16 protein-coding genes are annotated in these 21,305 nt (G+C 75.6%); all 16 read left to right on the top strand.

All coding sequences use genetic code 11. The annotated features are described in order from the left end of the window. The first annotated feature begins 247 nt into the window (after positions 1-247). Complete coding sequence (locus D5H75_RS06285) at positions 248-1,972, top strand: non-ribosomal peptide synthetase (RefSeq protein WP_202637883.1); 1,725 nt, start codon at positions 248-250, stop codon at positions 1,970-1,972. Continuing rightward, on the top strand, positions 1,969-3,297 hold the full coding sequence (locus tag D5H75_RS06280) for a flavin monoamine oxidase family protein (RefSeq protein ID WP_119925392.1): 1,329 nt from the start codon (positions 1,969-1,971) through the stop codon (positions 3,295-3,297). The genes D5H75_RS06285 and D5H75_RS06280 overlap by 4 nt, the downstream gene beginning before the upstream one ends. Continuing rightward, positions 3,290-5,071, top strand: a complete 1,782-nt coding sequence (locus D5H75_RS06275; protein ID WP_119925391.1) for a class I adenylate-forming enzyme family protein — start codon at positions 3,290-3,292, stop codon at positions 5,069-5,071. Before D5H75_RS06280 ends, D5H75_RS06275 begins: the two co-directional genes overlap by 8 nt. Further along, positions 5,068-6,465 carry a KamA family radical SAM protein gene (locus D5H75_RS06270; protein ID WP_119925390.1) on the top strand — a complete coding sequence of 466 codons (1,398 nt, stop codon included), beginning with the start codon at positions 5,068-5,070 and terminating at the stop codon, positions 6,463-6,465. Before D5H75_RS06275 ends, D5H75_RS06270 begins: the two co-directional genes overlap by 4 nt. Next, positions 6,462-7,442, top strand: a complete 981-nt coding sequence (locus tag D5H75_RS06265) for an ATP-grasp domain-containing protein (RefSeq protein ID WP_147425074.1) — start codon at positions 6,462-6,464, stop codon at positions 7,440-7,442. The genes D5H75_RS06270 and D5H75_RS06265 overlap by 4 nt, the downstream gene beginning before the upstream one ends. A gap of 4 nt (positions 7,443-7,446) precedes the next feature. Then, positions 7,447-8,676, top strand: a complete 1,230-nt coding sequence (locus D5H75_RS06260; protein ID WP_119925388.1) for an AMP-binding protein — start codon at positions 7,447-7,449, stop codon at positions 8,674-8,676. A gap of 65 nt (positions 8,677-8,741) precedes the next feature. Then, positions 8,742-10,037, top strand: a complete 1,296-nt coding sequence (locus tag D5H75_RS06255; protein ID WP_202637882.1) for an MFS transporter — start codon at positions 8,742-8,744, stop codon at positions 10,035-10,037. After that, positions 10,034-10,882 (top strand): SDR family NAD(P)-dependent oxidoreductase, encoded by an 849-nt coding sequence (locus D5H75_RS06250; protein WP_119925386.1) that lies wholly within the window; start codon positions 10,034-10,036, stop codon positions 10,880-10,882. The genes D5H75_RS06255 and D5H75_RS06250 overlap by 4 nt, the downstream gene beginning before the upstream one ends. Beyond that, the gene (paaI, locus tag D5H75_RS06245) at positions 10,879-11,283 is read left to right on the top strand and encodes a hydroxyphenylacetyl-CoA thioesterase PaaI (RefSeq protein ID WP_242454019.1); all 405 of its coding nucleotides are present in this window, start codon (positions 10,879-10,881) and stop codon (positions 11,281-11,283) included. Before D5H75_RS06250 ends, paaI begins: the two co-directional genes overlap by 4 nt. Continuing rightward, positions 11,280-13,307 carry a molybdopterin oxidoreductase family protein gene (locus tag D5H75_RS06240; RefSeq protein WP_202637881.1) on the top strand — a complete coding sequence of 676 codons (2,028 nt, stop codon included), beginning with the start codon at positions 11,280-11,282 and terminating at the stop codon, positions 13,305-13,307. The genes paaI and D5H75_RS06240 overlap by 4 nt, the downstream gene beginning before the upstream one ends. Beyond that, a complete protein-coding gene (locus tag D5H75_RS06235; RefSeq protein WP_119925385.1) occupies positions 13,304-14,755 on the top strand; it encodes an FAD-dependent oxidoreductase in 1,452 nt (483 codons plus the stop codon). The genes D5H75_RS06240 and D5H75_RS06235 overlap by 4 nt, the downstream gene beginning before the upstream one ends. Positions 14,756-14,915: 160 nt before the next feature. After that, positions 14,916-16,214: an MFS transporter gene (locus tag D5H75_RS06230; protein ID WP_242454018.1), complete on the top strand. Its 1,299-nt coding sequence runs from the start codon at positions 14,916-14,918 to the stop codon at positions 16,212-16,214. 135 nt (positions 16,215-16,349) lie between these two features. Next, positions 16,350-17,606, top strand: a complete 1,257-nt coding sequence (locus D5H75_RS06225; RefSeq protein ID WP_119925384.1) for a phenylacetate--CoA ligase family protein — start codon at positions 16,350-16,352, stop codon at positions 17,604-17,606. A gap of 221 nt (positions 17,607-17,827) precedes the next feature. Next, on the top strand, positions 17,828-18,901 hold the full coding sequence (locus tag D5H75_RS06220; RefSeq protein WP_119925383.1) for an NAD(P)H-dependent amine dehydrogenase family protein: 1,074 nt from the start codon (positions 17,828-17,830) through the stop codon (positions 18,899-18,901). A 15-nt stretch (positions 18,902-18,916) separates the two neighbouring features. Next, complete coding sequence (locus tag D5H75_RS06215) at positions 18,917-19,429, top strand: carboxymuconolactone decarboxylase family protein (protein ID WP_119925382.1); 513 nt, start codon at positions 18,917-18,919, stop codon at positions 19,427-19,429. A gap of 88 nt (positions 19,430-19,517) precedes the next feature. Continuing rightward, the gene (locus D5H75_RS06210) at positions 19,518-21,167 is read left to right on the top strand and encodes a GMC oxidoreductase (RefSeq protein ID WP_119925381.1); all 1,650 of its coding nucleotides are present in this window, start codon (positions 19,518-19,520) and stop codon (positions 21,165-21,167) included. The last annotated feature ends 138 nt before the right edge of the window (positions 21,168-21,305 follow it).

Raw genomic sequence — 21,305 nt, 5'->3', positions numbered from 1 at the left:
ACCCCAAGCAGCCTGATTTTCAGGGCGTGCGCCGGGGAACTTTCCCGCATTTCGCTCTCCGTCATGCCGAGTCGCGGCCACAGGCCGTCGTGTCAGAAGTGCGTGCCGTAGTCCAGTCGGATTCCTGGTCAGTTCCAGTGCTCGTCCAGCGCCCCTCGCCAGCATGAAGCGGAATTGCCGCGCATTTGGCCTAGATCAGGCCATTTGTGAGTCCTGGAAAGGGGCAAACGTGTCCTCTCCTCACGACGTGGTGAGCGCATTCGCGGAGGTGGCCGGGCGATCGCCGGACCACCCGGCGATCGCGCACGACGGCCGGCCGCTCAGTTACGCCCTACTGGACGCCTGGGCGCGGGCGACGGCTCACCGGCTGGGCCCGGAGCCGGGTGTGGTCGGCGTGGTCACCTCCCGATCGGCGGCGACCGTCGCCGGCCTGCTCGGCGTGCTGGCGGCCGGCGGGACGTACTGCCCGATCGACCCGGCCTGGCCGGAGCCGCGGCGGCGGGCGCTGCTCCGGGCGAGCGGATGCCGACAGGTCCTCGTCCCCGAGGCCGGCCTCCCCCTGCCCGCGGGCGTGCGCGCGGTGGAGCTCCCCCCGGAGCCCGGGGACGGAGGCGGGATCCCGGCGTGGGCCGAGCTCGCCGCGCCCGAGCCCGGCGAACCGGCGTACATCCTGTTCACCTCCGGCTCGACGGGGGAGCCCAAGCCCGTGGCGACCCCCCGGAGGGCGATCGCCACCGTGGCCGCCGCCCTGCGGGACCTGTTCGGCCTGACGCCCGCGGACCGCGTGCTGCAGTTCGCGTCGCTGAACTGGGACACCTCCTTCGAAGAGATCATTCCCACGCTCACGGCGGGCGCCACGCTGGTCTTCCACGGGCACGCCCACTCAGGTTCGTTCCGGCGCGTGCTGCGGATGATCGAGGACGAGGGGATCACCGTCCTCGACCTGCCCTCGGCGTACTGGCACGAGCTGGTCCGGCACCTGGCCGAGGAGCGGGCGGCCCTGCCGGCGTGCGTGCGGCTCGTCGTCATCGGCGGCGAGGCGGTCAGCGCCGCCCGGCTGGCGGACTGGCGCGAGCTCGGCACCGGCGGGGTCCGGCTCCTCAACACCTACGGCTGCACCGAGACCACGCTGATCACCCACGCCGCCGACCTGCACGGGCCACGAGCCCCGCGCCGGGAGACGCCCTGGCGGGCCGGGGACCGGGTGCCGATCGGGCACGCCCTCCCGCACGTCCGCGAGCACGTCACCGCCGAGGGCGAGCTGCTCGTGGGCGGCCCGGCGCTGGCGCTGGGCTACCCGGGCCTGCCGGAGGCGACCGCCGCGCGGTTCGCCGTCCTGGACGCGGGGGCCGGCCCCGAGCGGTGGTTCCGCACCGGGGACCGGGTGAGCCGGGCCCCGGACGGCGGGCTCGTCCACGAGGGACGGCTCGACCACGAGCTCAAGGTGCGCGGGATCCGGGTCGACCCCGGCGAGGTCGAGGCGCACCTCTGCGGCCACCCCGGGGTCGCCGCCGCGGCGGTGACCGGCGTGAGCAGCGGCGACCACACCACCCTCGTGGCCTACGTCGTGCCGCGCGCCCCCGGCTCGGCGCCGGCCGCCGGCGTCCTGGCGTATCTGCGCGACCGCGTGCCGGCCCACCTGGTGCCCGGCCGGATCGCGGTCGTCCCCGACCTCGTGCACACGTCCAGCGGAAAGGTCGACCGCGCCGGCACGCACCGGCGTCACGCGTCGGCTGTCAAAGGAGGCGATTCGATGAATGTAGACGCGGTGTCCGACATTTTCCGGCGCGTCCTGGAGAACGCCGAAGTCAGCGCGGATTCCGATTTCTTCGTGATCGGCGGCGACTCGCTGCTCGCGACGCGCGTGCTGAGCGCGATCGCCCGGACGTGGGGCGTGGAACTGGAATTCGACGATTTCCTGGACGCGCCGACGCCCGGCGCGCTCGCCAAGAAGATCGCGAGCCTGGCATGAGCGTCGTCGTGGTGGGCGCGGGCCTGGCCGGGCTGACCGCCGCCACCGAACTCGCGGCCCGCGGCGTCGAGGTCACGGTCCTGGAGGCCCGCGACAGGGTCGGCGGGCGCACGCGCGGCCTGGAGGTCGCGCCGGGGAGCTGGGTCGACGCGGGCGCCGCCTACCTGGGCGACCGGCACACCGAGCTGACCTCGCTGCTGGCCGCGCTGGACCTGAAGACCACGCCCACGGCGATGACCGGGGCCAGCCGCTTCGCCCTGGGCGGCGGTGACCGGACCCGCGAGGGCCGCTTCCCGCCGCTGTCGGCCGTCGCGCTCGGCGACCTGTTCGACGCGCTCGACGAGCTGACCCGCGCCGTCCGCCCCGACGCCCCCTGGCTGTCGGCCGGCGCGGCCGCCCTGGACGCCCGCACGGCGGCCGACTGGGCGCGCGAGCGCCTGCGCCACCCCGACGCGCGGCTGTTCTTCCCGCTGTTCCTCGGCGAGATGATGGCCGCCGACCCGGCGGACGTGTCGGTCCTGCACATGGCCTTCTACCTGCGCTCGGGCGGCGGCGTCAGCTACCTGAACGCCTTCGAGGGCGGCGCCCAGGAGTACCGGGTCGCCGGCGGCGCCCACCAGATCTGCGTACGGCTGGCCGCCGCCCTCGGCGACCGGGTACGGCTCGGCGAGCCGGTGCGCGCGATCCACCAGGACGCCGGCGGCGTCACGGTCACCACCGCCGCCGGGTCCGTGCGGGGCCGCGCGGCCGTGGTCGCGGTGCCCCCGGCGCTCACCGCCGCCATCGACCTCCGGCCGGGCCTCCTGGCGCCGCGCGCGGCCGGCGGCCCGGGCTGCGCGGTCAAGACGCACCTGGTCTACCCGGCGCCGGCCTGGCGCGAGCAGGGCCTGAGCGGCTGGTCGGTCAGCGCCGAGGGCCCGCTCCTGTCCACCGTGGACGACTCCCCGGAGGACGGCGGGCCGGGCGTGCTCACGGGCTTCGTCACCGGGCGCGAGGCGCACCGGTTCGCGGCTCTGGACCCGCGCGAGCAGCGGGAGAGGGCGGTCGCCCAGGCCGCCCGGCTGTTCCCCGGGCTTCCCGAGCCGATCGGGTTCCACGCCACCGACTGGGTCCACGAGACCTACAGCCGGGGCTGTTACGCGGCCCTCTTCGGGCCGGGCGACTGGACGCGGCTCGGGCCGCGCCTGACCGCCCCGCACGGGCGCGTGCACTGGGCCGGAACGGAGACCAGCACCGAGTTCTTCGGCCTGATGGAGGGCGCGGTGCGCTCGGGACACCGGGCGGCCGCGGAAGTCATCGCAACGTGGAGGGACACCCATGTCTGACACCCCCCCGACCCCGACCCCGGCCCCGATCCCGGCGGCCGCGGCCGCGAGCGGGCCCGCCGCCGAGGCCCCGGCCCCGGCGGGCACGTCGATCGCCCCGCCGGCGGTGCGCCGGCGGCTGATGACCGAGCCGGACCTCGGCGCCGGCAACTTCCTCCAGCACGCGCTGGAGAGCAACCCGCATCGGTCGGTGCCCTTCGTCTACGACCACCGCGCCGACCACCGCGGCCGCGTGGTCCTGCGCGGCCACAGCCTGGAGGACCTGGCCGCGATGCGCGACCGGTACGCCGCCTGGTACCACGCCAACGGCGTACGGCCCGGCGAGCCCGTCGGGATCGTGGTGGCCGAGGGCCTGGAGCCGCTGATCCACTTCCTGGCGCTCACCGCGCTCGGGGCCATCCCGGCGATGGTCAACGACGCGATGCGGCCCGACATCATGGTCCGCTACCTGAACCACGTCGGCGTCGCCGGCATCGTCGCCGACGACACCACCCGGCTCCAGCTCGCCTACCGGGGCGACCCGCGCAACCGGCCCCGGTTCATCGCCCTGGCCTCGGAGGTCCGCGCCCACGACGCCGGGCGGTCCGCGCTCCCCGGGGCGTACCCCCACCGGCACGCGCCGGACGACATCGTGGCGCTGATCCACTCCTCCGGCACCACCGGCGTGCCCAAGTCCACCACGCTCGGCCACCGCTCCTTCTGGGACGGCAAGCAGCCGCGCATGGTGCGGTTCCCGGCCGAGCCGTACGACCGCCTCATGTCGCTCATGCCGCACACGCACGCCGGCGGGCTCAGCTACTTCCTCACGGCGGTGCTCCTCGGCCTGCCCACGGTGATCATGTCGGACTGGCGGCGAGCCGTCGTGGAGCCGGTCATGGAGGCGTTCCAGCCCACCATGGTCGCCTCCTTCCCGCGCACCTTCGTCGAGCTGGCCACCGGGGAGCTGCCGGTCAAGGGGGCCGCGAAGGTCCACTCCTGGTTCAACACCGGCGACAGCGCCCACTACGGGCACATCAGGCGGCTGGTCCAGCTCGGCGAGCGGCCCGCGGGCCTGATCAAGCCGTGGCTGCTGCCGGCCGGCGCGGCCGCGGACCAGCCGCTCCCCGGCTCCCAGTTCGTCGACGGGCTCGGCTCCTCCGAGATGGGGATGGCCCTGTTCGGCCAGGTGTTCACGCCCGAGACCCCGCGCGACGACCGGTGCGTGGGCAGGGCGCAGGAGGCCGTGATCAAGGCGGCCGTCCTGGACGAGAACGGCGAGGAGGTGCCCGACGGCACCGCGGGCCTGCTGGGCGTCATCACGCCGTCGCGGACGCCCGGCTACTGGAACGACGACCGGCTGACCCGCAGCTTCGAGCTGAACGGCTACTGGCTCACGGGCGACGTGGCCCGCCGCGACTCCGAGGGCCGGTTCTACCACCTCGACCGCACCGTGGACGTGATCGACACCCTCGACGGGCCCGTCTACAGCCTGCCCATCGAGGAGGTCCTCATCGCCGACTGCGCCGACCTGGTCCTGGACTGCTCGGTCGTCGGCGTGCCCGCCCCCGACGGCGGGCAGCGGCCCATCGCGGTCGTCCGGCTCCAGGCCGAGGCCGCCGGGGCGACCGCCGAGGAGGTCCGGGAGAAGGCCGGCAAGGCCCTGGCCGCCGCCGGCCTGGCCCCGCTCGCCGCCGTGGTCATCGCCCGCGCGGACGACGACCTCCCCCTCGGCCCGACCGGCAAGGTGCTCAAGCGCGAGCTGCGCACCCGGCACGCCGCCCTGCTGACCGGATGAGCGTCCAGGTGAACGCCCAGACCGGCCCGGAGGCCGCCGCCCCGCCGTACTCCTACGCGCGCCGGCCCCTGGCCGAGCCGGACTGGCGGCGGCTGCCGGGCTGGCGCGACGTCGGGGAGGCGCAGTGGCGCGACGCCCGCTGGCAGCGCGCCCACTGCGTCAAGAACCCCGCGCAGCTCCGCGCGGTGACGGGCGGGCTGCTCGCCGAGTCCTTCCACGCCGACCTGGCCGCGGACGCCGAGCGGTTCGCGACCATGCCCATGCTGATCCCGCCGCAGATGCTCAACACGATGGCGCCGCACGCCACGGACCCGGCGTCCTTCACCGAGGCGTTCCTGGCGGACCCGGTGCGGCGGTACATGCTGCCGGTCGCCTCCGACCGGCACCCGGTCTGGCCCAGCCACCCCCGGGCCCAGCGCGACTCCCTGCACGAGGCCGAGATGTGGGCCGTCGAGGGGCTGACCCACCGCTACCCGACGAAGGTGCTGGCCGAGCTGCTGTCCACGTGCCCGCAGTACTGCGGGCACTGCACCCGGATGGACCTGGTCGGCACCTCGACCCCGCAGGTGGTCAAGGCCCGGCTCGCGCTCAGGCCGGTGGACCGGCAGGAGCTGATCCTGGACTACCTCAAGCGCACGCCGGGCGTGCGGGACGTGGTGGTCTCGGGCGGCGACGTGGCCAACGTGCCCTGGCCCCGGCTGGAGTCCTTCCTGCTGCGGCTGCTGGAGCTGGAGTCGGTCCGGGACGTGCGGCTGGCCACCAAGGCCCTGGTCGGCCTGCCCCAGCACTGGCTCCAGCCCCAGGTGGTGGAGGGGGTCGCCCGGGTGGCCGCCGCCGCCCGCGGGCGCGGCGTGAACCTCGCCGTGCACACCCACGCCAACCACGCCCGCTCGGTGACGCCGCTGGTCGCCGAGGCGGCCCGGGCCCTGCTGGACGCGGGCGTGCGGGACGTGCGCAACCAGGGCGTGCTGATGCGCGGCGTGAACGACACCGCGGCGGACCTGCTCGACCTCTGCTTCGCCCTGCAGGACGAGGCCGGCGTCCTGCCGTACTACTTCTACCTCTGCGACATGATCCCCAACGCCGAGCACTGGCGGACCCCGCTCCACCAGGCGATACGGCTCCAGGAAGCGATCATGGGCTACCTGCCCGGCTACGCGACCCCGCGGATCGTGTGCGACGTGCCGTACGTCGGCAAGCGCTGGGTGCACCAGTTCGCCGAGTACGACCGGGAACGCGGGATCTCGTACTGGACCAGGAACCACGGCATCGGGGCCGCCGAGCCGCGCGACCTGGGCCGGCGCTTCCCCTTCTACGACCCCATCGACACCCTGCCCGGGCCCGGGCGCCGCTTCTGGGCCGCGGGCGGGGACGGAGGAGAGGGACGACTGTGAGCACGCTCAGACGGATGTGCTGGATCTTCCCCGACCGGGAGTCCACCCGGGGGACCGCCATGTGGCACCCCTTCTTCTGGGACCTGTACGCCGAGGTGGCCGGGGAGCTGGGCCTGCGGTGGACCAGGAACGCCCCGGACTCGGTGACGGTGGACGGCCTGGACGCCGGCAAGCCGCGGGTGTACGTGGACGACGAGCTCGTCACCCCCGAGGACACGCTCTTCATCACGGCGCTGTACTCGCTGCCGTACCAGTCCATGGACGTGTTCAACCAGTACGCGCTGTACGCCGTGCTGGAGCAGGCGGGGTTCTACCTGCCGTTCCCGCCGGGCCTGTCGCCGATCGCCAACGACAAGCTGGCGACCGTCCTGCACCTGCGCGACTCGCCGATCCCGCCGATCCCCACGCTGCGCATCGGCACGGGACGCGACGTCGGCAAGCACCTGTACGAGGTGGCCCTGGAGAACCTCACCTACCCGGCGATCGTCAAGCCCGCCGGCTGGTGCGGCGGGGGCGGCGTGAACCTGGCCCGCGACGCCGAGGAGATCCGGGGCCTGGCCAGCCTGGCCCAGGGCGGCGACACCACGCTCGTGATCCAGCCCTACCTGGGCGAGGGCACGATCGACTACCGGGTGTACGTCGTGGACGGCCGGCCGTACGCCGTGATGAAGCGGATCCCCGAGCCCGGCTCGCCGGTGGCCAACGCCAGCCGGGGCGGGTCGATGGAGTTCCCGCCCGTGCCGCCGGAGCTGGCGGCGGCGACCGAGTACTTCGCGCGCAGGCTGCCGATCCCGTTCTTCTGCGCGGACTTCCTGTTCGACGGGGAGCGGTACTGGTTCTCCGAGCTCGAACCCGACGGCGTGATCGCCCCCGACCACGGCGACCCCGCCCGCACGCTCCAGCGCGACATCACCCGGGCGCGCTGGACCGCCTACCGCGACGCCCACACCCGATGGCTGAACCAGGAAGGACGGTGACGAGATGTCCGACGCGTTCTCGCTGACCCCCGCCGAGGCGGAGCCGCGCCTCGCCGTGGCCGACCGCTCGCTGCGGCGGCTCAGGACCGTGCCCGCGCTGGCGCCGCGCTACGCCGGGCACGAGAAGCTGCTCACGCTGGAGGACGTCGCCGCGGTCCCGCCGCTGGTCAAGGACGACCTGAACGTCGCGCTCGCGGCCCTGGAGCCGCGCGCCGAGCACGGGGCCACCTGGCTCTTCCAGAGCGGCGGCAGCACCGGCGCGCCCAAGGTCGGCTACGCGCCCACCGGCTTCTACATGGCGGGCGTGCACGCCCGGTGGCGCCCGCTGGAGCGGGACGACGTCTTCGTCAACGGCTGGGGCGCGGGCCGCATGTGGGGCGCGCACTTCCTGGCCGGGGCCTTCGCCGACCTGTCGGGCTGCCAGGTCATCGCGCTCGGCTCAGTCTCCCGCGAGGAGTACGGCGACTGGCTGGGGTTCTTCGCCGCGCGCGGCGTGACCGCGTTCGGCGGGACCCCCAGCGTGCTGCGGCTGTGGTTCGCGCACGCCCGGGCCGAGGGCGTGCGCCTGCCGGCGCTGCGCAAGGTGCTGTGGCTGGGCGAGGCCTGGCACCCGCAGCTCGACGAGGACATGGCCGAGGTCGCCCCGCACGCCCGCCGCTGGGGCATGTTCGGCAGCACGGAGACCTGGGTGGCCGGCACCAACACGCCGGACTGCCCGGCGGACGTGTTCCACCCGCTCCCGGAGCAGCTCGTGCACGTGGGCGAGGAGGAACTGCTGGACTTCACCACGCTCGACCCGGACATGCTCAACCCGGTCCTGCGCTACCGGACCGGCGACGCCGGCCGGTTCGTGGAGTGCGGCTGCGGCCGGGAGGGGCGGGCGCTGCGGATCCTGGGCCGGCGCGACTCGGTGGTGCAGGTGCGCGGGCTGGGCCTGCACGTGGACGACGTCGTGGCGCGGGCCGAGCGGGAGCCGGGGGTGGCCCGCGCGCAGATCCTGATCACCGAGCGGCGGGGCCGCGTCGCCGGGGTGGACGTGCTGCTGCTGGCCGGGCGGGACGCCCCGCCCGGGCTGGCCGAACGGCTGCGCCGGGACCTGATGGCCTCGACGTTCACGATCAGCACCGCGTTCCAGCACGACCCCGAGTCGTTCCGGGTCCGCGTCGTGGACGCGCTCATCGCCAACGAGCGCACCGGGAAGACGTCCTCCTTCGTCGTGCGGGAAGCCCCGTGACGGCCCCCGGCGCGCGCTCCCGGCCCGCCGGGCCCCCGGGCGCGGAATCCGCCGAGGGGGAGCCCGTGGACGGCGGGAGCGGCGGGGACGGCGGGAGCGGCGGCGGCCGGGGCTGGTCGCTGGGGCGGGAGTTCGGGCTGTTCTGGACCGGGCAGAGCGTGAGCCTGCTCGGCGACCGCCTCACGGTCTTCGTCGTGCCCACCCTGATGATCTTCGTCCTGGACGCGTCGGCGTTCGAGGTGGGCGTCGTGGCGATGGCCCAGTACCTCGGCATCCCCCTGCTCGGCCCGGTCGCCGGCGTGCTGGTGGACCGGTGGGACAAGCGGCGGACCATGCTCGCCTGCGACCTGGTCCGCTTCGCGGCGGTGGCGGCGATCCCCGTGGCGTACTGGCTGGGCGTGCTCTCGACGCCGCTGCTGTTCGCCTGCGTGGCGCTGATCAGCGGGGCGACGATCTTCTTCAACGTCGGCTACCTCGTCGCGGTGCCCGCCACCGTCCCCGAGGACCGGCTCGTCCGGGCGTACTCCCGGCTGGAGGGCAGCCGGACCGTCGCCGAGGTGACCGGGCCGTCGATCGCCGCCGGCCTGTACCACCTGCTCGGGGCGGCGTCGCTGCTCGTGGACGCGGCCAGCTACCTCGTCTCGGCCGCGTGCTTCCGCCGCATGCGGCCGTGGGGGGCGCGCACGGCGCAGGAGGGGTCGATCAGGTCCCGGCTGCTGCTGGGGTTCCGGCTCAACTGGGCCGACCCGGTCCTGCGCCGGGTGGTCGCCGCCGCGGTGACCCTGAACTCCGGCGGCCCGATCTTCGTGACCGTCCTGCCCGTCCTGGCGTACGAGGGGCTCGGCGTGCAGGTGGGGGTCTTCGGCGCGGCGATGTCGGCGGCGGCGGCCGGGGCGGTCCTCGGCGCGCTCGCCGCCCCGCGGATCGGCGCCCGGCTCGGCCTGGGCCGGACCATGGCCTGGGCGCTCCTCCTGCACAACCTCGCCGGGCTGGGCGTCCTCGCCGCCCCGGCGCTGCCGCCCGCGCTCGTGATCGGCGTGACCATCGGCTGCTACGGCTTCTTCATGTCGTGCATCAACGTGTGCAGCGCGCCCATCCGGCAGTCCCGGATGACGGCCGAGAACCAGGGCGTGATGCACGCGGCGTTCCGCACCGCCACCTGGGGGGTCATCCCGCTGGCCGCGCTGGCCGGCGGGTGGGCCGTCACCCTGCTCACCGACGACCTCGGCGTGCTGAACGCGGCCCGCGTGGTCATGGCGGGCGGCACCCTGCTGGCCGCGCTGTCGTTCCTGCCGGCGCTGCGGATCCAGCCGCTGATGGACCGGGCCGCCGAGCCCGCTCTCGCGGGGAGGACACCGTGATCGCGCTCATCACCGGCACGTCGTCGGGCATCGGCCTGGCGACCGCCGTCACCGCCGCCAGGGCCGGGCTCACCGTGGTCGCCACCATGCGCGACCCCGGCCGGGCGGGCCCCCTGCTCGACGAGGCCGCCCGCGCCGGGGTCACCGTGGACGTCCGCCGCCTCGACGTGACCGACCCCGCCTCAGCCGCCGAGTGCGTCGAGGCCGTACGGCGGGCCTACGGCCGGCTGGACGCGGTCGTGAACAACGCGGGGATCTCCAACTTCGACCCGACGATGGAGATGTCCACCCTGGAGAACCTGCGGGCCAACCTGGAGGTGAACTTCTTCGGGGTGATCGCGGTGAGCCGGCTGGCGATGCCGCTGCTGCGTGCCGCCCGGGGGCGCCTGGTCACCGTCGGGAGCGTGCACGGCGTCGTCGGCCAGCCGTTCAACGAGGCGTACTCGGCGGCCAAGTTCGCCGTCGAGGGCTTCCTGGAGAGCCTGGCCCCGGTCGCCGCCGCGCACGGCGTCACGGTGTCCGTGGTCGTGCCCGGCTTCGTCACCGACACCGGGTTCGGCCGGTTCCCCACGATCAACCGCGCGACCATCCAGGCCGCCTCGGGGCCGTACGCAGGCGCCTTCGCCGACTACATCGACTGGGTGCGCGGCCCTGGCTGGGAGAAGGCCGGGCAGTCCAGGTGGGAGGTGGCCGAGGTCGTGGTGCGGGCGCTGACCGACGAGTCGCCGCCGTTCCGCATCCCGACCAGCGACTGGGTGGCCGGATACCTCGCGCGCAAGCTCGCCGACCCCGACGGCTCGGTCGTCCAGGCCATGGCGCGGACCTGGATCGGGGGGCCCGAGTGAGCGCGTACGCCGGGGACCCCGCGTGCCGGTCGCTCGGGATCGCCCTGGAGGAGGTGGCCGCCGGGCGGGCGCGCCTGCGCATGCGGGTCACCGGGGAGATGCTGAACGGGCACGGCATCGCCCACGGCGGCTACCTGTTCCTGCTGGCCGACGCCGCGTTCGCCTACGCCTGCAACTCCCGCGGGCGGGCCGCGCTGGCGCAGAGCGCGCAGGTGACGTTCGTGCGCCCGGCCGAGGCGGGCGACGAGCTGGTCGCCGAGGCCGTCGAGCGCGTACGGCACGGCCGGCACGGCGTCTACGACGTGACCGTGCGGGGCCGGGGCGGCGAGGTCGTGGCCGAGTTCCGGGGCCAGAGCGTCTCCGTCTCCGCCGGCTCCCTGGCCGGGGGGAGGCCGACGTGACCGCCACCCACTGCCCGTACTGCGCGCTCCAGTGCCGGATGACGATGGACGGGCCTCGGGTGAGCGCGGGCGAGCTCTGCCAGAAGGGCTGGACGGCGGGGGCGCTGCTCGGCGCCCCCGACCGGCTCCGCGAGCCGCTGGTCCGCGACCGGCGCGGGGGGCCGCTGCGGCCGGCCTCCTGGGACGAGGCCCTGGACCTGGTGGCGGCGCGGCTGCGGCGCGTCCTGGCCGGGCACGGGCCCGGCGGCGTGGCGGTGTTCGGCGGCGGCGGGCTGACCAACGAGAAGGCCTATCTGCTCGGCAAGTTCGCCCGCGTCGCGCTGGGCACCCCGAACATCGACTACAACGGGCGGTTCTGCATGTCCTCGGCGGCCGCGGCCGCGCAGCGGGCCTTCGGCCTGGACCGCGGCCTGCCGTTCCCGCTGGCCGACCTGGACGAGGCGGACGCGATCATGCTGGTGGGGGCCAACGTCGCAGAGACCATGCCCCCGCTGGTCCGCCGCCTGCGCCGGGCGCGCGACCGCGGCGGCCTGGTCGTCGCCGACCCCCGCCGAACGGCGACGGCCGGGCTGGCCTCGCTCCACCTGGCGCCCCGGCCGGGCACCGACCTGGCCCTCGCGCTGGGCATGCTGCACGCGGCGGTCGCCGGCGGCCTGGTCCGCCGCGACGACCTGGAGCGGCGCACCGAGGGGTTCGCCGCCGCGTGGCGGATCGCGGCCCGCTGGCGCCCGGAGGAGGCCGAGCGCGTCACCGGGGTGGCCGCCGCCGACCAGCGCGCGGCCGTCGGGCTGCTGGCGGGGGCCCGGCGGGCGTACCTGCTCACCGGCCGGGGCGCCGAGCAGCACGCGACCGGCTCCGACACCGTGTCCGCCTGGATCAACCTGGCCCTGGCCCTCGGGCTGCCGGGCCGGGAGGGGTCCGGCTACGGGTCCCTGACCGGCCAGGGCAACGGGCAGGGCGGCCGCGAGCACGGGCAGAAGGCCGACCAGCTCCCGGGGTACCGGCGGCTGGACGACCCGGCCGCGCGCCGGCACGTGGCCGCCGTGTGGGGCGTCGCGCCGGAGGACCTGCCCGCGCCGGGCCCCTCGGCGTACGAGCTGCTGGACTCGCTCGGGACGGAGACGGGGCCGCGCGCGCTCCTGGTCTTCGGCAGCAACCCGGCGGTGTCGGCCCCGCGCGCCGGGCGCGTGTCCCGGCGGCTGGCCGCCCTCGACCTGCTGGTGGTCGCCGACATCGTGCCGTCGGAGACCGCCCTCATGGCCGACGTCGTGCTCCCGGTGACCCAGTGGGCCGAGGAGGAGGGCACGCTGACCAACCTGGAGGGGCGCGTGCTGCTGCGGCGGCGCGCGGTCGCCCCGCCGCCGGGCGCGCGCGGCGACCTGTCCGTCCTGCGCGGCCTGGCCGTACGGCTCGGCCGCCCGGCCGCGGAGTTCCCCGACGATCCGGAGGAGGTGTTCGCCGAACTGGCCAGGGCGTCGGCCGGCGGGCTCGCCGACTACTCGGGGATCGGGTACGACCGGCTGCGCGCGGGCGAGGAGATCCACTGGCCGTGCCCCGGCCCCGGCCACCCGGGCACGCCCCGGGCGTTCCTGGACCGCTTCGCGCACCCGGACGGGCGGGCGAGGTTCGTCCCCGTCGACCACCGGGGCCCCGCCGAGCGGCCCGGCGGCGACTTCCCGCTGATCGCCACGACCGGGCGGGTCCTCGCGCACTACCAGTCGGGCGCCCAGACCCGCCGCGTGCCGGAACTGGCCGCCGCCGAGCCCGGCGCGCGCGTCGAGGTCCACCCGGACACCGCGCGCCGGGCCGGGCTGGCCGACGGCGACCGCGCCCGCGTCGTCTCGCGGCGCGGGACGGCCGAGGCCGTGGTGCGGTGCACGCCCGGCATCCGCCGGGACACCGTGTTCCTGCCGTTCCACTTCCCCGGCGCCGAGCGGGCCAACCTGGTCACCAACCCGGCGCTGGACCCGGTCAGCCGCATGCCGGAGTTCAAGGCGTGCGCCGTACGGCTGGAGCCGGCGTGAGCCCGCGCCGCGTGGTCGTCGCGGGATACGGCATGGCCGCCGCCCGCCTGGCCGAACTGGTCAGGGCGGCCGACCCGGCGGGCGAGCGGGTCGCGCTGACCGTCGTCGGAGCCGAGCCCCGGCCCGCCTACAACCGGGTGCTGCTGTCCGGCGTGCTGGCCGGGACGCTGACCCCGGCCGACATCGCCCTGCACGACCGGGGCTGGGCGGAGCGGAACCGGGTCGGCGTGCGCCTGGGCGTCCCGGTGACCGGGCTGGACCGGCGGGGGCGCCGCGTGCGCCTGGCCGACGGCACGTCGCTCGGCTACGACGACCTGGTCCTGGCCACCGGCGGGCGGCCGTGGCTGCCGCCGGTCGAGGGCCTGTCCGACGGGCGGGGAGGCCCGGCCGAGGGCGTGGCCACGCTGCGGGACCTGGCGGACTGCCTGCGGATCCGCGAGCTCGCCCGGCCGGGCGCGCCCGTGGCCGTGCTCGGCGGCGGAGTGCTCGGCGTGGAGACCGCGCTCGGCCTGGCCGCCGCGGGCGCGCGGGTCACGCTGATCCACCCGGCCGCCCATCTCATGGAACGCCACCTGGACCGGACGGCCGGGATGATCCTGGCCCGCCTGTGCCGGGCCGCCGGGGTGCGCACGGCGATCGGCGCCGCCGCCGTGCGGCACGACCCCGGCGAGGGGGTCAAGCTCGACGACGGCAGCGTCGTCCCGGCGGCGCTGACCGTGGTGACCGCCGGGACCCGCCCCGAGACGGCGCTCGCCGCCCGCGCCGGGCTGGCCGCGGACGGGGGGATCGCGGTGGACGACCGGCTGCGCACGGCGGACCCGCGCGTGCGCGCACTCGGCGACTGCGCCCGGGCCGGGACGCCGCCGCAGGGGCTGCTCCGGCCGGCCTGGGAGCAGGCCGCCGTGCTCGCCGGGCTGCTCACCGGGACCGCCCCGGACGCCCGCTACCACGCCGGGGCCCCGGTGACCCGGCTCCGCGCGGGCGGCGTGGACCTGACCGCGTTCGGCGAGACGCGCCTGGAGACGGACAGCGCCGACGCCGAGGTGATCTCCTACGCCGACCCGGCCAGGGGGATGTACGCCAAGGTCGCGCTGGACGGCGACCGGGTGATCGGGGCGATCGCGCTGGGGCTGCCCGACGCGGCGGCCGCGCTCGTCCAGCTCCACGACGACGGCGCGCCCACCCCCGCCGACCGGCCCGGGCTGCTGCTCGGCCGGGCGCTCCCGCCGGCCGCCGGGCCCGGCCCCGACTCGCTCCCGGGCACGGCGCTGGTCTGCCGCTGCAACTCGGTGACCAAGGCGGCGCTCCTGCGCGCCGTCCGCGAGACCGGCGGGGACGTGGCGGCGCTGGCCAGGGCCACCCGGGCCACGACCGGATGCGGGGACTGCCTGCCGGCCGTGCGGCGGCTCGCCGCGCGGCGGCACGAGACGGAAGGGACGCCGGCATGAGCGGACGACGGCCCGGGCTGCCCGGACGGACCGGGCGCATCGGATGGACCGGGCGCATCGGATGGACCGGGCGGATCGGGCGCGACGAGCGCACCGGACGGACGGAGTGGACCGGGCGGACCGGGCCGGGCGGGCGGATCGGATGGGAAGGGCGGACGCGATGAGAGGGCGCTGGATCACGCACTGGGATCCGGAGGACCCGGTGTTCTGGGCGGCGACCGGGCGGCGGGTGGCCGCCCGCAACCTGGTCTTCTCGATCCTGGTGGAGCATCTCGGGTTCTCCGTGTGGCTGCTGTGGAGCGCGATCGTGGTGTTCCTGCCCCGCGCCGGGCACCCGTTCACCGTGGACCAGCTCTTCTGGCTGGTGGCGGCGCCGAACCTGGCCGGGGCCGCGCTGCGCCTGCCGTACACCTTCGCGGTGTCGGCCTTCGGCGGGCGGAACTGGACGGTGGTCAGCGGGCTGCTGCTCCTCGTGCCCGTGGGGCTGCTGTCCTGGGCGGTCGCGCACCCGGGCACGCCGTACTGGATGTTCCTGGTGGCGGCGGCCACGGCGGGGCTCGGCGGCGGGAACTTCGCCTCCTCGATGGCCAACGTGTCCTACTTCTACCCCGAGCGCCGCAAGGGGTTCGCGCTGGGCGTGAACGCCGCCGGGGGGAACCTCGGGGTCGCGTCGGTCCAGCTCGTGGTGCCGCTGACGGTGTCCGCCGGGCTCGCGGTGGCCGGGCTGCTGTGGGCCGTCCCGATCGTGGCCGCCGCGGTCTGCGCGTACCTGTTCATGGACAACCTGGCGGTGGCCCGGGCGGGCTTCGCGGCGCAGCGCGGGGCGTTCCGCCGTACCCACACCTGGGTCATGTCCTTCCTCTACATCGGCACGTTCGGCTCCTTCATCGGCTACTCCTCGGCGCTGCCCCTGGTGATCGACGCGGCCTTCGCCGGGGCCGCCGCGCCGCACTTCGCCTTCCTGGGCGCGCTGGTGGGGTCGCTCGCCCGGCCCGCCGGCGGCTGGCTGGCCGACCGGTACGGCGGGGCGCGCGTCACCGCCTGGTCGCTGACGGCCATGGCGGCGGGCGTGCTGGGCGCGGTCGCCGGGCTGCGGGCGCACCACTTCCCGCTGTTCCTCGGCGCGTTCCTGGTCCTGTTCGCCGCCTCGGGGGCGGGCAACGGCTCGACGTACCGGATGATCCCGGCGATCTTCACGGCGCGGGCGGAGGGCGGCTCGCGGCTCGCCGCCCGGCGGGAGGCCGCGGCGGCGATCGGGATCGCCTCGGCGGTCGGCGCGGCCGGCGGGTTCCTCGTCCCGCGCGGCTTCGCCGTCTCCCTCGGGGCGACCGGCTCGGCCGAGCCGGCGCTGTACGCCTTCCTCGCGGCCTACGGCGTGTTCCTGGCCGTGAACTGGTGGTTCTACCGCCGCCGGGTGCTGGCCGGGCGCATCCCCAGCCTGGCGGGAAGCCGCGTCTGACCAGCCCGCGCCCGGCCGGCCCACGTCTGACCAGCCCACGTCTGACCCGCCCGCGTCCCGTATCCCGGGCGGCCCCTGACCCCGGACACCGACGTGTCCGGCACCACTGACGGAACGAAACGGAAGGAGAGGCGGATGCCCGCCAAACCGCTGCAGGTCCTGGTCGACTTCGCCCGGCGGAACTCGCCGTTCTACGCCGAGCTGTACCGGGACGTCCCCCAGACCGTCCGGGACCTCACCGAGCTCCCGATCATCGACCAGGCGGAGTTCTGGGCCGCGAACGTCTGGCCGGACAACCGGCTGCTGACCGGCCCGCTGACCGACGCCGGCGTCTACACCTCCGGCGGCACCACGGGCGCGCCGAAGGTGTCCCCGTGGACCCGGAGCGAGCACGCCGACTCGGTGAGCGCGTTCGGCGCCGGCATGGTCCGGGCCGGGCTGCGCCCGGGTCACCGGGTGGCCAACCTGTTCTTCGCCGGCCACCTGTACGGCGGCTTCCTCTACATCGAGGGGGCGCTGCACAACGCCCCGGTGGAGAACGTGCGGCTGCCGGTCGCCGGCCACACGCCGGACGAGGACGTGGCCGTCCTGATCGAGAACTTCGGCGTCAACGTGCTGGCCGGCACCCCGATGAAGCTCGGCGGGGTGGCGGAGGCGGCGCTCGCGAAGGGGACGGAGACCGGCTCGGTCGAGCTGCTGCTGTTCGCCGGCGACCTGCTCTTCGACGACCTGCGCCCGCGCCTGGCCAAGGCGTTCCCCGGGGCGGCGATCGCCTCCCTCGGGTACGCCACCGTGGACGCCGGCCTGGTCGGCGGGCCGGTCCCGGGCGGCGACGTGCGCGTCCACGAGGCGTTCCCCGACCGCACGGTCGTCGAGCTGATCGACGACGTGACCGGCGAGCCGATCACCGAGCCCGGCGTGCGCGGCCGGGTGGTCGTCACCAACCTGTTCCGGACGCTCATGCCGATCATCCGCTACCCCGTCGGCGACCTGGCCGAGTGGACGGACGCCGAGTGCCGGAGGTTCCGCCTGGTCGGCCGGACGATCGAGGGCGCCCGGGTGGCCAACGTCGCGATGTCCTACGAGGAGGTCCACGCGGCGCTCACCGCCGCCGACCGCGACGGGGTCATGTCCGGCATGCAGATGGTGGAGCGCCGCTGGGACGGCAAGGACGGCCTCATCCTCCGCCTCGCGTGCGCCGGGGAGCCCCCGGCCGGCCTCGGCGACCGCCTCGTCGAGGCGGTGTACGCGGCCCGGCCGCTGTACCCGGACTGCGTGGAGCAGGGCTTCGTCCACCCCCTCGCGATCGAGTGGGTCCGCCCCGCCGGACTGGCCACCCACCCCCGCACCGGCAAGCTGATCCAGGTCATCGACGAGCGCCCCCACGCCTGACCCCGCCCACCCCCGAGCCGCCGCCCCGCCCGCGCCCCCGCGCCCCCGCACGCCGTACGGCCGGGCGCGCCCCTTCGCCGCGCCGCCCGCGCCGTACGGCTCCCCGTCCCGGACGTGCGCGCCGCCCGTGCCGGGCGTCCCGCCGTACGGCGTGCGGCCGGGCGCGGGACGGGCGGCGCCAGGCCCTAGGCAGCGAACCAAGCGCTTGCTACGCTCCGCGCATGGTGTCCACGATCGTCTGGGGTACCGGGAACGTCGGCCGCGCGGCGATCCGCGCCGTGGAGGCGCATCCGGGGCTGAAGCTCACGGGCGTGCTCGTCCACGACCCCGCCAAGGCGGGCCGCGACGCCGGCGACCTCGCCGGGCTCGGCCGCGAGCTGGGCGTCGCGGCGTCCACCGACGTCGGCGCGGCCCTCGCCGCCCGCCCGCGCGCGGTGGTGTACGCCGCCTCCGGCGACATCCGCCCCGGGGAGGCCCTGGCCGACGTCACCCGGGCGATCCGGGCCGGGGCCGTGGTGGTCACCCCGTCGATCTACGCCCTCTACGACCCGCGCGGCGCCCCGCCCGAGGTGCGCGAGCCGGTCCTTGCGGCCATCGCCGAGGGCGGCGGGTCGCTGTTCGTGTCGGGCATCGACCCCGGCTGGGGCAACGACGTGCTGCCGCTGCTGGTCAGCGGGCTCGCCTCGGCCGTCGAGCGGATCCGCTGCCAGGAGATCTTCGACTACTCCACCTACGACCAGCCCGACTCCGTCCGTCACCTCGTCGGCATGGGGCAGCCGATGGACTACGAGCCCCCGATGATCGCCCCGACCGTGCCGACCATGGTGTGGGGCGGGCAGGTACGGCTGATCGCCCGCGCGCTCGGCGCCGAACTCGACGAGATCCGCGAGACCGTGGACCGGCGGCCCCTCGCCGGGACCGTCAGCACCGAGACGATGGGCGAGTTCGCGGCCGGGACCCAGGGCGCGCTGCGGTTCGAGGTGCAGGGCGTCGTCGGCGGCGAGCCCCGCATCGTGATCGAGCACGTCACCCGCATCCACCCGTCCTGCGCCCCCGACTGGCCGGCCGCGCCCGGCGGGGCCGGGGCCCACCGGGTGATCATCGAGGGACGGCCGCGCATCGAGGTCACCGTCGAGGCCACCGACGAGGGCGGCAACCGGTCCGCGGGCGGGAACGCGACCGCGGCGGGCCGGCTGGTCAACGCGATCGAATGGCTCACCGAGCGGCCCGCGGGGCTCTACGACGCCCTCGACGTGCCGCTGCGCCCCGCGACCGGACGGCTCGGGACCGCCTGAGAGAAGGAGACGGCCTTGCGGATCGACATCCCCGAGGGCAAGGACCCCATCGGGTACGCCTGGGGCGAGCTGGTCCCCGGGATCGGCCCCGCCGCCGCGAACTTCTCGCTGGCGGTCTACGCCCACACCACCCTGGGCCTCCGTGAGTTCGAGGCCGCCCGGCTGCGCGTCGCGCAGATCAACGGCTGCGTCTTCTGCCTCGACTGGCGCACCGAGCGGGACGGCGAGAAGGTCGAGGAGGAGTTCGCCGACGCCGTCGCGAACTGGCGCACCACCCCCGCCTTCGACGACCGCACCCGGCTCGCCGCCGAGTACGCCGAGCGCTACGTCCTGGACCACCACGGGATCGACGACGAGTTCTGGGCCCGGATGACCGCGCACTACAGCCAGGCGGAGATCGCCGAGCTGAGCATGTGCGTCGGCTCCTGGCTGGCCTTCGGCCGCCTCAACCGGGTCCTGGGCCTGGACACCGCGTGCCGCCTGCCCGCCGGGCCCGCGCCCGCCCCGGGCCGTACGGCGGGCCCCTGATCCCGGCCGCGTGTGATCAGCGGGACCCCGTTCCGGCCGCCACGACGCATCACCCGGTCAACCGTTTCGGGGCGAGTGAGGAGATCACATGCGCGACCACCGCTCGGCAGCCACCCCTGACCTCACCCGGCGCGGCTTCATCGCCGGGGCCGGAACCGTCCTCGGCGTCGCGGCGCTGGGCGATCGCGCGGCGGCGGACGCGCCCGCCGCGCGCTCCGGCGTCGCCCCCGCGATCGCGCCCATCGCCTCCGGCGCCCGCGTCCCCGTCCTCGTCATCGGCACCGGGTACGGCGGCGCGGTCGCGGCGCTGCGCCTGGCCGAGGCCGGGATCCCGGTGCACATGGTGGAGATGGGCATGGCCTGGGACACCCCCGGGCCGGACGGGAAGGTCTTCTGCGGCACGCTCCAGCCGGACCACCGCTCCTACTGGCTGCGGACCAGGACCAAGGCGCCGCTCAACTACTTCATCGGCTTCCCGATCGACCGCGACATCCCCCGGTACACCGGCGTCCTGGACGCCGAGGAGTTCGCCGGCATCACGGTCTACCAGGGGCGCGGGGTCGGCGGCGGCTCGCTGGTCAACGGCGGCATGGCGGTCACGCCCCGCCGGGAGAACTTCGCCTCGGTCCTGCCGACGGTGAACGCCGAGGAGATGTACTCCGTCTACTATCCGCGCGCCAACGCCGGGCTGGGCGTCGGCGCGGTGGACCCGGCCTGGTTCGAGTCCACCCCCTGGTACCAGTACGCCCGGGTGGGCCGCAAGCACGCCCAGCGCTCGGGGTTCCCGTTCGTCTTCGTGTCCGACGTGTACGACTGGGACTACATGGAGGCCGAGGCGGCGGGCACCGTCCCGAAGTCGGCGCTGGCGGGCGAGATCCTCTACGGCAACAACCACGGGAAGAGGTCGCTGCAGCGCACCTACCTCGCCCGGGCCGCCGCCACCGGCCGGGTCGCCGTCACGCCGCTGCACAAGGTCACCTCGGTCGCCCCGGCCTCCGGCGGCGGTTACACGGTCCTCATGGAGCAGCTCGACACCACCGGGGCCGTCGTGGCCACCAAGGCCCTGACGGCCGACCGCGTCTTCTTCGCCGCGGGCAGCGTCGGCACCAGCAAGCTCCTGGTCAAGCTGAAGGCCACCGGCGCGCTGCCCCGCCTGAACGACGAGGTCGGGCGCGGCTGGGGCGACAACGGCAACGTCATGTGCGGCCGCGCCAACCACATGTGGGACCCCACGGGCACCCGGCAGTCCACGATCCCGTGCGCCGGCATCGACAACTGGGCGGCCGGGGGGGCGTTCGCCGAGGTCGCGCCCCTGCCCACCGGGATCGAGACGTACGCCTCCTTCTACCTGTCGATCACGGCCAACCCGCACCGGGCGCGCTTCACCTGGAACGCCGCCGCCGGCCGCGTCGACCTCGACTGGCAGACCGCCTGGAAGCAGCCGTCCATCACCATGGCCAGGAGCATCTTCGACAAGATCAACTCGACGGAGGGGACGATCTACCGCACCGACCTCTTCGGCGCCTACAAGATCTGGGGCGACCACCTGACCTACCACCCCCTCGGCGGCGCCGTCCTCGACCGCGCCACCGACAACCTCGGCCGCCTCCCCGGCCACCCCGGCCTCTACGTCATCGACGGCTCCCTCATCCCCGGCAACACCACCGTCAACCCCCTGGTCACCATCACCGCCCTCGCCGAACGCAACATCGCCAAACTCCTCCCCACCGACTTCTGACCCACCCCCCCGCGCCTCCGCGCCCGTACGGCCAAGCCGTCGTGCCGGGGGCGCCGCGGCGTGCGGGCCGGGACCGTGCCGGGGACCGGGGTGGCGGGGGAGGTAGGCAAGGGTGGCTTTGCGGGGGTGGTGGGGGGT

The organism is Bailinhaonella thermotolerans (genome assembly GCF_003594875.1).
GTDB classification, from domain to species: Bacteria; Actinomycetota; Actinomycetes; order Streptosporangiales; family Streptosporangiaceae; genus Bailinhaonella; species Bailinhaonella thermotolerans.
This window is presented reverse-complemented; position numbering and strand designations above follow the sequence as displayed.